9 protein-coding genes are annotated in these 13,768 nt (G+C 42.7%); 8 read left to right on the forward strand and 1 reads right to left on the reverse strand.

Features of this window, described 5'->3' with window-relative positions; translation table 11 throughout:
* Positions 1-15: 15 nt before the first annotated feature.
* On the reverse strand, positions 16-2,967 hold the full coding sequence (locus tag MB380_RS20815; RefSeq protein ID WP_253531281.1) for a prolyl oligopeptidase family serine peptidase: 2,952 nt from the start codon (positions 2,965-2,967) through the stop codon (positions 16-18).
* A 280-nt stretch (positions 2,968-3,247) separates the two neighbouring features.
* Between MB380_RS20815 and MB380_RS20820 the strand changes: the two genes are divergently transcribed.
* The 8 genes from MB380_RS20820 to MB380_RS20855 all read left to right on the forward strand — a co-directional run bounded on the left by MB380_RS20820 (position 3,248) and on the right by MB380_RS20855 (position 13,765).
* The gene (locus tag MB380_RS20820; RefSeq protein ID WP_253531285.1) at positions 3,248-5,011 is read left to right on the forward strand and encodes a phospho-sugar mutase; all 1,764 of its coding nucleotides are present in this window, start codon (positions 3,248-3,250) and stop codon (positions 5,009-5,011) included.
* Between the two features lie 208 nt (positions 5,012-5,219).
* Positions 5,220-6,401 carry a sensor histidine kinase gene (locus MB380_RS20825; RefSeq protein WP_253531288.1) on the forward strand — a complete coding sequence of 394 codons (1,182 nt, stop codon included), beginning with the start codon at positions 5,220-5,222 and terminating at the stop codon, positions 6,399-6,401.
* 152 nt (positions 6,402-6,553) lie between these two features.
* Positions 6,554-7,306: a LytTR family DNA-binding domain-containing protein gene (locus MB380_RS20830; protein WP_101724721.1), complete on the forward strand. Its 753-nt coding sequence runs from the start codon at positions 6,554-6,556 to the stop codon at positions 7,304-7,306.
* Between the two features lie 341 nt (positions 7,307-7,647).
* Positions 7,648-8,118 carry a LytTR family DNA-binding domain-containing protein gene (locus MB380_RS20835; protein WP_253531291.1) on the forward strand — a complete coding sequence of 157 codons (471 nt, stop codon included), beginning with the start codon at positions 7,648-7,650 and terminating at the stop codon, positions 8,116-8,118.
* A gap of 216 nt (positions 8,119-8,334) precedes the next feature.
* Positions 8,335-10,416 (forward strand): bifunctional aldolase/short-chain dehydrogenase, encoded by a 2,082-nt coding sequence (locus tag MB380_RS20840; RefSeq protein WP_253531293.1) that lies wholly within the window; start codon positions 8,335-8,337, stop codon positions 10,414-10,416.
* Between the two features lie 48 nt (positions 10,417-10,464).
* A complete protein-coding gene (locus MB380_RS20845; RefSeq protein ID WP_253531296.1) occupies positions 10,465-11,475 on the forward strand; it encodes a GntR family transcriptional regulator in 1,011 nt (336 codons plus the stop codon).
* 27 nt (positions 11,476-11,502) lie between these two features.
* Positions 11,503-12,783, forward strand: a complete 1,281-nt coding sequence (locus MB380_RS20850) for a TIM barrel protein (RefSeq protein WP_253531299.1) — start codon at positions 11,503-11,505, stop codon at positions 12,781-12,783.
* A gap of 115 nt (positions 12,784-12,898) precedes the next feature.
* Entirely contained in the window at positions 12,899-13,765 is an 867-nt protein-coding gene (locus MB380_RS20855) for a DUF1080 domain-containing protein (protein WP_253531302.1), read from the forward strand.
* Positions 13,766-13,768 lie beyond the last annotated feature (3 nt).

The following is a 13,768-nucleotide window of genomic DNA, read 5'->3' on the forward strand; positions in this document are numbered from 1 at the left end:
TTTAACTCATTCCTCTTACTCCGCGCTCATGGCTCGCTTTTCAAGGTGATCGTCCAACCTTAGGCGGTCGATACCTTTTTCTAACCAATCCGGGGCAGGTTTGCCTTTCAGGTGGTAGTCGAAGAACTCCATCATACGCACAGCGTAATCTTTGCGGTTAGGTAACTTAGCCAATCCGTGGTTTTCGCCTTTATATTGTATCAAAACCACCGGTTTTTTCAGACGACGCAGGGCATTATAGTATTCAATACCCTGTGTAAAGTCAACGGCTCCGTCGGCATCGTTGTGTAATAACAACAATGGCGTATTTACTTTCTTTACATGATACAATGGCGAGTTGCGGTTGTAAGCCTCCCAGTTTTCCCAGGGTGGTAGCAAGCGGCCTTGTGAGGCCTCAAAAATAGCGCCGTTAGATGAACCCGAGTTTTTGTAAATCAGGTTATACATCGAAATCATATCCGTTAAAGGTGCACCTGCGGCAGCAGCTTTGAACATATTGGTCTGGGTAATTAAGAAACTGGTTTGGTAACCACCCCAGCTATGTCCGTGAATACCCATTTTGGTTTCATCGATGATTCCGGTTTTGATAGCTGCCTTTACGCCCGGTAAAACACACCATACTGCCGACATACCCGGGTCGTTTAGTTTATAAACAATATCCGGAATAAATACAGCATAACCGTTTGAAGTATATACACTTGGGTTCCAGCCCCCACCCGGATATGACGGATTAGCAAAGCTGTTAAGGGTTTGAGATAACTTTTCGTAATAATAAATAATAGTAGGGTATTTTTTACCTGCTTCATAGCCTGCCGGTAAAAATAAAGCACCTTGAAGTTTATCGCCCTTATCGCTTTTGTAATCAATCAGCCTTACGGAAGGAGACCACGCATAATTATTCAGCAATGGGGTGTTCTGGCTAAGCTGTTGTGCATTTTCTAAGCCAGCCGTGGTAGAAAGGTAGTATTCAGGCGAGGCCTTGAAGGTCTGGCGCGTAAACACATAAGCGTTTGCTTTTTTAGCTTTGGTAAGGCTACCTACAGAGGTATCTTCCCACAAAAGGGTTTTTAATTGTCCGTTTTCAAGCGCAACAAATCCGCTTTTCTTGGTCCATTCTCCGTATGTTCTGATGTATTGCGTTTTTGCAAGATCAATACCTTTTTCTTCAGGGTCTAGTACATATCTGTTCTGATAACGAATCTGCTCTGCTTTACCATTTTTGGTCAGGTTTTGCGGAGTTGCTGAGCCATCGACAGATAATTTCCAGATATCCCAACCATCACCCACGAGTACAAAGCGGCTGTCGTTAGTCCAGCCAAAAACATCATAAGGCGGTTTACGTACGTTATGGTCGTCTTCAATATCTACAAAAGAAGTGCCTGCCTTGCTTGAAATATTGAGAGAAGCCTGGGATTCCATATTATAAACCATCCAGCTGCCGTCTTTCCAGTACAAGAACTTTTTGCCATCCGGCGATGCTATCGGGCTTGCATAAAAGTTGGGCATATAGTGCTTTTCTAATACTTTAGTGCGTTTACCGGTGCCAAGGTCTACCACATAAATATCTGCATAATTTTGGCCGTCCAGATTATTATCAAGCTCATAATTGGTTATATCATTCCCTACGCCATACAGTTGCTTGGGCGCCACATTCAGGCTCTTAAGGCTACTGTCTGTCAGTCTTAAAAACTTTTTGGCGGCAATATCATAATTGGCAATAAAGCTGAAGTTTTTATCCTGATTCTCAAGCACCTGCTGGCGAGACTGCAAGCGTTTATCCTGCCAGTGCCAGATAGTCATATCGGGCTTTTCTTTATTGGCATCAGCTGGTGCGGCGGCAACTTTTCTGGTAGTATCTGCTTTTACTTTGCTGATGGCCTTGGCCAAATCTTCAATGGTCTTAATGCTTGTATCGGCTTTTATTTTAGCCAGTTTTTCAGCATCACTCTCTTTTTTTACCGTGTCTTTTTTAGTTTCGGCTTTTGGTGTTTCTTTCTTGGCGGGCTCGGTTTTGGCAATACCAAAGTATAATCTGCCCAGATCTTCCGACCAATACGGCGTTCTGTTACCGCTGATAGTCATACCTTTCGGAAAAGCCACCGTATCTTTTTTAGGCTCGTAAGTTACCAGTTCAGGCACTCCGCTAAAGTTTTTCACACCTAATACGCTGTACAGGTCGTTTTTAAATTTCTCATCTTTTATGCCTTTCAGAAGTGCCAGCCCATCTCCTTTCTCTGTCCAGCTCAGCGATTTATAGCTGGCCTTGTCATTGTCAAGAATCATTACTACGTTGCTGGTCATATTGCGTAGCCAAAGGCCATTGCCTGCTTTTTCGGCGGCATCTACTGTCAGCGCCAGCCAGTCTCCTTTTTTATTAAATGCGTAATCGGCAATATTACCGATGTTCTGGGTTTTGCCGGAAGCCAGTTCATAAAGCAATAAATCTGACCCTTTGGCGGCATCGGCGTTTGGTGGGCCGGGAGGCGTGGCAGGAGTCAGATGCAAAGCCAGTACTGACGACTGCTCACCATTAAAGTCAAAACTACGTACTCTGTCAAACTCTGTTTTCTTTTTACTGGCCAGATTTATCAGGAATACTTTATCGGGTAAAGGCTTGGCTGCCGGAGCCTTGGCTGCAGCTTTTTTGTCTTTGTCTTTTGGGTACACCTTAAAGGCAAGCCATTTTGAGTTGTCAGAGAAACTCATGTTAAAAAAGGTACCTGCCCCAAGCGGGTACTTGATTTTAGTGGTGTCGCTCGTTTTTCTGACTACCAGTTCGGCATCGCCCTCGTTGGGGTTCAACACATAGGCAAACCAGCTGCCATCAGGCGATAATTGGGTTCCTCCAAATGCAGGGATAGCTTTCCAGTTGGCTACGTCTTTCCAGGTAAGTGGTGGTTTAGGTTTGTCTTGCGCCAGCCCAACCAATGAGCATAGCAACAAGCTAAAGATAAAGTACTTTTTCATTGTTTTTATGGTATGAATGAAGATTTTGCTAAAAATAGATAAAAGATTTGAAAATCAGAAAAACCGATAGACTAACCGGTATCATATATAGTTTTCAACTTTTTTTGAGCGTTTCAGGTAGCTCTGTTTTCCTGCTAAAGTGCCATAAAAACAGGCTTTTATGCCTTTTTTTATTTACATTTAAATAATTATTGGCAAAAACTGAATCATTTTTGAAAAACATAAAAATCTTGTTTTAATTTGCCCAAAACTTTTAAATTTAAAATCATCCGGACTAGTCATGCTAAAAAATCTTACATTAGATACAACAGCTGAGAAGAATATCAATACCTGGCTTAAAGGCAGGTATGATGAAGAAACCAAAACTGCTATTCAGAAACTTATTGACGACAACAACGCAAACCAACTAACCGACTCTTTCTACAAGAATCTGGAGTTTGGAACAGGTGGAATGCGCGGTGAAATTGGTGTTGGCTCTAACCGCATGAACAAATACACTGTTGGAGCTGCCACGCAGGGATTGGCTAACTATCTTAACAAGACTTTTCCGGATCAGGAAATAAAAGTGGCTATTGCGCATGACAGCCGCAACTTCTCGCCTGAGTTTGCGCGTGTGGCTGCCGATATCCTATCTGCCAACGGTATTACGGTTTATTTATATAAAGAATTACGCCCTACGCCACAGTTATCGTTTACGGTACGGCATCTGGGTTGCCAGAGTGGCATTGTGATTACGGCCTCACACAACCCAAGAGAATACAACGGTTATAAAGTGTACTGGGTTGATGGCTCGCAGGTGGTGTCGCCGCACGATAAAAACATTGTAGCCGAAGTAAACGCCATTACCAACGTAAAAGACATCAAATTTAAAGGTGTAAAGAAACGTATAAAAATGATAGGCGAAGCGGTTGACAAAGCCTATCTGAAAGCCGTAAAAAGCATTTGCGTGAATCCGCGCATGATTAAACGCCAGTCAGACCTGAACATCGTTTTCTCTTCTATACACGGTACAGGTATCACCATGGTACCTAAAGCGCTGGCCCAACTGGGTTTCACGAACGTTAACATTGTTGAAGAGCAGGCTACACCAGACGGAAACTTTCCGACGGTGGTGTATCCGAACCCCGAAGAGCATGAGGCCATGAACCTGGCGCTGCAAAAAGCCAAAGCGCTGAATGCCGACCTTGTAATAGCAACCGACCCAGACGCCGACCGCGTAGGTATGGCCGTGAAAGACCCGAAAGGCGAATGGCAACTGTTAAACGGTAATCAGGCAGCCAGCTTAATTATTTATTATTTGCTGAAAGCCTGGAAAAAAGCTAAAAAACTAACCGGTAAAGAGTTTGTTGCCAAAACCATTGTTACTACTGATTTGATAGACGAAATGGCGGCTAAAGCAGGTGTAAACTGCTATAATACCCTTACTGGTTTTAAATATATTGCACAGGTTATACGTGAGCTGGAAGGTGAACAGACCTTCATTGGTGGTGGTGAAGAAAGCTATGGCTACCTGATTGGCGACAAAGTACGCGACAAGGATGCCATAGCCAGTTGCGCTATGATTGCCGAGCTGACAGCATTTGCCAAAGACCAGGGCATTAGCTTGTTCGACTTCCTGGCTGAAATGTATCAGAAAAACGGTTTCTATTATGAAGGACTGATTTCTCTTACCAAAAAAGGTAAAACCGGTGCTGAAGAAATTCAGCAGATGATGGTTGATTTCAGAACCAACCCTCCTAAGAGCATTGCGGGCTCAAAGGTTATACGGATGGACGACTACAAAGCCCTTACATCAACAGACCTGAAAACCGGCGAAACCACCGCTATAGCAGCTGGCAAGCTGGGCATTGAGGCGTCTAATGTATTACAGTTCTTTACTGTTGACGGCACCAAGTTTACCTGCCGCCCGTCGGGTACTGAACCGAAAATCAAGTTCTACATTGGTGTAAGAGCAAATCTTAAGAAAAAAGATGAGTTTGATGCCACCCTGATTGCACTTAAAGAAAAAGTAAAATCAATTCAGACAGAACTGAATCTTGTATAGTCAATAGGTGTGTCTGGCCTTGCTTTGAAGCCAGACACACTTTTTTTGCATTTTGCCTCTTTTTTTCTTCATAAATCTGCTGCATCTGCTCTTCTGGCACCACATTTGCATTGTTTTTAACAAAAAACGGCTCCTGTTTTTAGATTAACGTTATAACCCGTATTTTTACATCATCAGGTTACTTTGTTCCAAAACACCTATTTTTACAATGCTAAAGCTCCCCCTAAAAATAGTTTTTTTATGTTTTTTTGTGAGTTATTCGGTTTACAGTCAACAAGCAGGGGCGTCGAAAAATAATAATAATTTTAAAGCAAAAATTACCCATGTTGAAATAGCAGGCAGAGAGGTTTCGTTAAATAAGAGTTATGTTGTTGATTACGACCACAATGTGCTGCAATTTACTTTTGCTGTAACGCCTCCTGCACGTGATTCGTTAATTTTTAAATATCGCATTGTTGAAGACAGCTTTGAAGGACCCAAGTCTACTGATTGGTCAATAGCCAAAGGTAATTCAGCAAAAGTTGACAGCCTGAAACCGGCTGCCTATCATTTTGAGGTAAAAGCCATTGACACCAACAAGGTAGAAAGCCTGCCAGCCGTAATAGAATTTAAGATTGAGTATCCGTGGTGGCGTTCCTGGTGGTTCTGGGGTGTTTGCTTTATTACACTTTTTGGTCTTTTTTATGGCCGGGAACGCTTCCTGAAATTCTGGTCTGACGAAGAGCAGCGGCATCACCGGCAGGTAACTGAGTTAGAGCTCAGAACACTTCAGTTGCAGATGAACCCGCATTTTGTATTTAATGCCCTGAATGCTGTGCAAAGCTTCATATTAAACCGTGACACCATCTCGGCGAACAATTATTTATCGAAATTTGCAAATCTTATCAGGCTTTTCCTCGACTCGTCTCGTAGTAAGTACATTACACTTGCCGACGAAATAAAGCTTTTGAGCCTGTATGTTGAAATTGAAATGATGCGATTTGAAAACAAGTTTGAGTTTCATTTACACGTGGCGCCTGATATAGACAGATTTGTTGAAATACCAACCATGATTCTGCAGCCATTTATTGAAAATGCTATCAACCATGGGCTCCGGTATAAAGAGGGCAAAGGTAATCTGTATATGAGTTTTTATAACCAGGGCAAGTACCTGGTTTGCAGAATAGAAGATGATGGCGTAGGGCGTGATAAAGCCAAACAGATTCAGTCGAAATCAAGGAAAGGTTATAAATCGCAGGGCCTAAAAATAACCGAAGAACGTTTGCATACTTTTAATTTAATTGCTGATGCCGATATTCATTTTATGGTTGAAGACCGTCTGAAGCCCCCCTATGAACCCGGGGTAGACATTGGCACGACTATTGAGATTAAATTCCCTGAATTCCACTAGATTCGGTTAATTTATCTTAACGGCCCTGATAAGTAATCGGTAACCAATGCTTTAAAACTTAGTATCTTTAATTATTTTTGTGGCTTTCAAAATGAGTCCACTTACTTTGCTGGTTTATCTGGCAGAAAGCAAATTAAAAAACATATCTTTTTATGTATAAGGCTATCATTGTTGATGACGAAAACCGAAGTGTTGAAACCCTGAGCAGTATCATTTATCTTTTCTGTTCTACAGAAGTTGAAGTAATAGGTACTGCCAACTCAATACAAGAGGCGTATCAGCTTATTCAGGAAAAATCACCCGATATAGTTTTTTTAGATGTAGAGATGCCGCATGGCAGTGGTTTTGATTTGCTTGAAAAATTCAGTAACCCCAAGTTTGAAGTAATTTTTACAACCGGGTTTGACCACTACGCTGTTACCGCCATTAAATTCAGCGCCTTAGACTACTTACTAAAACCAATTAATATTGAAGAGCTAAAGCAGGCAATAGCCAAAGCAAAAGAACGGATAGAGAAAAGAAACAGCCAGCAGAACTTTAATCATCTGATCCAGAATCTTAGAAACCCCCGCGACAAAACCAATAAAATTCCTTTACCAATACTGAATGGCTTTCAGTTCGTGCCTGTCAATAGTATTATTTATTGCGAAGCCGACGAAGACTATACACATATATACCTGAACGATAATCAGAAAATTACGGTCTCAAAAAGTATTAAGGATTTTGAAGATTTGCTGGCAAATTATGATTTCTTCCGTATCCATCATTCTTTCCTAGTTAACCGCGATTACATCAAACGCTATACAAAAGGAGAAGGCGGCACCATTACTACTGATCAGGGAACCGAACTGCCGGTATCGCGCAGGCGTAAAGCTGAGTTCCTGGAGTGGCTAAGCAATATATAATGAAGCTGACACCGAAACTGCCCGGTATTATATTTTTTTATCCGAAAAACCACCAAACGGCTTGCTAAGCAATTCCCTGAACCGGTATTACCAGTTTGGTATTTGATTAAGTGGATATAAATTTGCAAGAAACCTCAACTTTTATATAAAAATATCTTAATCAGACCTGTTTTTTTGTGTCGCCAGATACCCCCAAAAACACAAAATTGTATAAAAGCAAGACACAATATCATTCACGCCACTTATCTATTCTTTTCTGCCATTTACCGAATCGTTGTTGTACCAGTTTCAGCCCCGGTTTAAATTGCCTTATATTTTTAATTTTAAGCTTTCCGTGAAGAATGAGTAAGCTGATTTACAAGACACCGTTCAGTACTGAAGGGTTTAAGGTAGTCCAACAGATGGAAAGCCAAACTGCCGTAGAAAATTTATCCATGAGAGTTGCAGGAAAACGCAACATGGTTAATCTCAGCGATATTTTGTATCTGAAAAGTGCTAAGAATTATACGATATTTAAACTGGCTGATGGTAGAGAAATCATAAGTTCAAAAACTCTGCGAATTTTTGAAGAAGAATTGAATGAGATTGTCAACTTTGTCAGATTACACCGTTCTTACATTATTAACCTTGAACACGTTAAAGACCTATACTTTAATTGTCGTGGTGGGGAAGTATTGATTCAGGACGAAAAAATTGTTATTTCAAGAAGAAAAGCTGCTGATTTCCGGCGAAAATACCGGAAATATCTGAGAACAACAGGGCAAAATGTTTCTTCAACCATCAAATTAAAGACGACTATCAGGATGTCATAGTAAGACATCATAAAGAATATTTTTTACTTTTTGGGTTACGATAATAGGGTGCTGGCTAATCTGGCGCCTTATTTTTTTGTACTATAGGTAACACCGTTGTAAAACTTTTCTTTAAAAAACAGGCTTGCAGGAGAGTACATGAAGATATCTTCAAAAAATTACCGAAGTTTGCCGGTAAATTATAAGATTTACTGCAACAAAATTTGAAATAAAAGCATGGAAAATACCCTGACATTCAACCATGTTAGCTACCTGTGGGACCACAACAAAGCCGCCGAATTAGCCAATAATGAAGTTGACCTCTTCATCTATCGTTCAAACCTGCTCGGAGCCGACCTACGCCTGACCAATTATGCCGGTGGCAACACTTCATGCAAAATAACCGAAGCCGACCCGCTTTCAGGTGAGCCCGTAGAAGTAATGTGGGTGAAAGGTTCGGGCGGAGACATAGGCACCCTTACCAGAAAAGGCTGTGCCAATTTGTATGTTGACCGCCTGCACACTCTGAAAATACGTTACAGAGGTCTGGCGTTTGAAGACGAAATGGTGGGCTTGTTTGACCACTGCCTTTTTGACCCCAAATGTGCCGCCCCCTCTATAGATACCCCGCTGCACGGTTTACTGCCATTTAAACATATAGACCACCTGCACCCCGATGCCCTGATAGCCATTGCGGCCAGCAAAGACGGCGACCAGATTATGAAAGAAATATGGGGCGATACCATAGCCTGGCTGCCCTGGCAGCGCCCTGGTTTTGATTTAGGCCTTCAACTTGAAGAAACAGTTAAAAGCAACCCGAATCTGAGAGGTGTCATTCTTGGTGGGCATGGCTTGTTTACCTGGGGTAACACGTCTTACGAGTCGTACCTGAACACGCTTGAGGTTATAGAAATGGCGTCAGTGTATCTGGAGCAGAATTACGGCAAAAAACGCCCTGTGTTTGGTGGCTCCAGAATAGAGTCAAAAGCAGCAGAAGACAGAAAAACTGCAGCGGCAGAAATTATGCCAGTGCTAAGAGGGCTGGCATCAAGCTACAGACGCATGGTGGGTCATTTTACTGACGATGCCCGCGTGCTTGAATTTGTGAACTCAAACGACCTCGAAAGACTGGCACAAAAAGGCACAAGCTGCCCCGACCACTTCTTGCGTACCAAAATACGTCCGCTGGTACTAAGCGGAACCACCAAAGAAGCAATAGAAGCCCAGTTTGAGGCCTATAGAGCCGACTATACCGCTTATTATGAACGTTGCAAACATGCCGACAGCCCCGCTATAAGAGATACCAACCCGGTAGTAATTCTGTATCCGGGGGTTGGTATGTTTTCTTTTGCTAAAGACAAGCAAACCGCACGCGTAGCTGCTGAATTTTATACCAACGCCATAAATGTAATGAAAGGCGCCGAGGCGATATCAGAATACGTGGGCCTTAGCGAACAGGAGGCATTTAACATTGAGTACTGGCTGCTGGAAGAAGCAAAATTACAGCGTATGCCCAAGCCAAAATCATTATCTGGCAAAATAGCCTTTGTAACAGGTGGTACCGGGGGTATTGGCAAAGCCATTTGTGAAGAACTACTGAAGGAAGGTGCCTGTATTATTGCTGCCGACCGTGATTTGCTGGAAGAAACTCAAACCGAACTACGCAAAAAGTATGGCAAAGACGTGGTATTGACAGTTAAAATTGATGTGACGCAGCCAGAACCTATTGCCGAAGCCCTTAAACAGGGTGTATTGCAATTTGGCGGGGTAGATATTGTGGTTAACTGTGCCGGTTTGTCTATCTCAAAACCATTGGAAGACCATACGCTAGCCGACTGGAATATCTTGCAGGATGTGCTGGTGAAAGGCCAGTTCCTTGTATCGCAGGAGTCTGTGAAGATAATGCGCAAACAAGCATTAGATGGAGACATTGTTAACATTGCCAGCAAAAATGCTTTATTTGCCGGGCCAAACAACGTAGGTTATGGCACAGCCAAAGCCGCGCAGGCGCACATGAGCCGCTTATTGGCAGCAGAACTGGGCAAAGATAAAATACGTGTAAACACAGTTAACCCCGATGCCGTGCTACGCGGTAGCAAAATATGGGAAGGCGACTGGGCCGAAGGCCGTGCAAAGGCTTATGGTATTAAAGTAGAAGACCTGCCCAAAATGTATGCAGCACGCACACTTCTGAACGAAGAGATATTGACAGAAGACATAGCCAAAGCCGTACGCGTTTTTGTAGATGGCAGCCTGGCTAAATCGACCGGAAATATTCTGAATGTAGATGGCGGGGTGGCTGTTGCTTTTGTGAGATGATACTAACGCGGGGGTTCGCTCCCGCATGCTTTAAAATTATTCGGAAAAATGTATAAACTACAACTCAACCCCAATGATAAAACCCCCAAGTACAAACAGATTGTACGGTCGGTCATTGCGGATATTGAGCGAACCGTTTTAAAGAAAAATGAGCAGTTGCCCTCTATCAGCGAACTAAGTGAAGAATACTACCTGGCACGTGATACCGTAGAAAAAGCCTATCGCGAACTAAAGGAACTCGGCTATATAACTGCCGTACAGGGCAAAGGTTTTTACGTAAACGGCAAAGAACACAGCAAGATGCGTATTCTGCTGATATTTAATAAGCTGAGCTCCTACAAAAAGTTGATTTACTATGCTTTTCTGAGAGCATTAGGCAATAAAGCCACCGTTGACCTGCAGATACATCATTACAACACCCGCATTTTTGAAGAAATAATAGAAAAGAACCTGGGCAAATACAACTATTACGTGGTAATGCCGCATTTCTTTCCGGAGACCGACAAAGCGCTGGCTTTAAAAACCCTTGAAAAAATACCTGCCGATGAACTCGTATTTTTAGACAAAGACCTTCCGGAATACCCACACCCGATATTAAGTGTGTATCAGGACTTCGAAAACGATGTTTTTGATGCGCTAGATTCTGCCAACGATTTGCTGGCCAAATATGAGCGTCTGGTTCTGATTTTCCCGAGTGACGGTAATTACCCCAGAGAAATTGTCAAGGGTTTTCGTTTCTTCTGTATCAACTCCGGGAAAGAATTCAGCATTAAAGAAAATGCCATAGACGAAATTCCCAAACCTAAAACAGCTTATGTGGTGGTTGAGGAAACCGACCTGGCCGACTTAATCAAGAAAACCAGGCAGACCAACTATCAACTAGGCCAGGACATCGGTCTTGTTTCTTTCAACGATACCACACTGAAAGAGTTGTTGGAAATAACCGTAATAACTACCGATTTTGAAACCATGGGGCGTACGGCCGCAGCCCTGCTCCTTGATAAAAAACAGATTAAAGTAAAAAATCCGTTTTATATTATCAGACGCCAAAGCCTTTAATCAGATTCAACCTAAAATCTATAAAAAATGCTTACTACAGATATTATTCAAAAACATAATGAAACCCTAGCAGCAGACCACCAGTTTAAACTGGCCTACATCTCAGAGCTGCTTAGCAGAAAAGGTATTGACCCACAAGAGATAATTGATAAAATCAAGGCTTTTCAGGTAGCTATACCCAGCTGGGCTTTAGGTACAGGCGGAACCCGCTTCGGGCGCTTTCCGAATGGTGGAGAACCCCGGAATCTGGAAGAAAAAATTGAAGATGTTGGGCTTATTCATCAACTGAACGGCTCATCAGATTCTATATCATTACATATACCCTGGGATATCCCCTCTGATGCTCAGGCTATCAAACAACTACTAAAGGCGAATCACCTGACCATCGACTCTGTTAATTCCAATACTTTTCAAGACCAAAAAGACCAGCCTTATTCTTATAAATTCGGCTCTTTGTCGCACACCAAAACAGACAGCCAAAGCCTGGCCATAGAACATAACATTGCCTGTATTGAATACGGTAAACAACTGGACTCAAAGGTACTTACGGTCTGGCTGGCCGATGGCTCCAATTTTCCGGGGCAACAGCATTTCCGCCGGGCTTATCAACGCACTGCTAGTGCCCTTTCAACTATTTATGAAGCTATGCCTGCTGACTGGACCATGCTGATTGAGTATAAACCTTACGAACCGTTTTTTTACTCAATGGTAATACCAGACTGGGGTACCTCCTATTCGCTTTGCCAGCAAATCGGTAAAAACGCTCAGGTACTGGTAGATTTGGGGCATCACCTGCCCAATACCAATATTGAACAGATTGTAGGCCGCTTAATGCATTTCGGGCGCCTGGGTGGTTTTCATTTCAATGGGTCCATGTATGGCGATGACGACCTTACCACCGGCAGCATTAAGCCGTATCAGTTCTTCCTGATTTTCAACGAACTGGTTGATGGAATGCAGGATGAAGCAGTAAAAAATCCTCCGCTGGCCTGGATGATTGATGCCAGCCATAACACCAAAGACCCCATTGAAGACCTACTGCAATCGGTCAATGCCATTCTGGCTACTTATGCCAAAGCCTTGCTGGTAGACAGAGTGGCACTGGCAGACGCCCAGGAAAACAATGATGTGCTACGTGCAGAAGAAATACTGAGAGATACTTTCTTTACAGATGTAAGGTCTTTGGTTTCTGAAGCAAGCCGCCAGTTGGGTGGTGCGCTCGACCCGGTTGGCACTTTCAGAAATGGTAAGATTCGCGAAGGTCTAATCTCAAAAAGAGGCAAATTCAGCGTAGCTACCGGTTTGTAAAATTTCTCATTTAACATTTTAATAGAAAATACTCACCAAGTCTTGTCTTTCTTTACAAAACTTGGTGTTATTTTGCATGGTATCATTATTCATTAATTGCACCCGACTATTTAGAATGAAAAAAATCCTGACATTAACTTTATTTTGTTTGTTTTCTTTTGCGGCTTCATCGCAACAAATTGACCCCAAAGAATGGAAGCAACTCTTTAACGGAAAAAACCTTGACGGCTGGCATGTGAAAATCCGTAACTACGACCTGGATGACAACTTTGCCAAGACATTCAGAGTGGAAGACGGGCTTTTGAAAGTTCGTTATGACGGCTACGATTCTTTTGCCGAGAAGTTCGGCCATATATTTTATAAAGACAAATACGCTTATTATAGAATAGGTGTTGAGTATCGTTTCGTTGGCGACCAGGCAAAAGACGGCCCTGGCTGGGCAACCCGAAACAGTGGAATTATGATACATGGCCAGGCTCCTGAAACCATGGGCAAAGACCAGGACTTCCCGATTTCTATTGAAGTTCAGTTATTAGGCGGATTAGGAAAAGGCAACCGCACCACTTGTAACCTTTGCACACCGGGTACCAATGTTTTTTATCAGGACAAACTCGATAAACGCCATTGCATCAACTCCACTTCGAAAACTTATGATGGCGACCAATGGGTACGTGCAGAAGTTCTGGTTCTGGGCGATTCGTTGATTCGTCATTTTATCAACGGAGAGCAGGTGTTAGAATATACCAAAACCCAAACAGGCGGCGGAAATGTGAGTGGTCATAACCCGGGCCTTCTGGTTGAAGGCAAACCACTGGCAGAAGGCACCATATCTCTACAAAGCGAGAGCCACCCGGTTGACTTCCGCAAGGTAGAAATACTAAATCTTTGTGGTTGTACAGACCCTAAGGCCAGCAATTATAAATCTTATTATGTAAAGTCTGATAACAAATCTTGTGTATATAAGAAAAAACGCAAGAAATAAGGT

This window comes from Emticicia sp. 21SJ11W-3 (assembly GCF_024138715.1).
GTDB classification, from domain to species: Bacteria; Bacteroidota; Bacteroidia; order Cytophagales; family Spirosomataceae; genus Emticicia; species Emticicia fluvialis.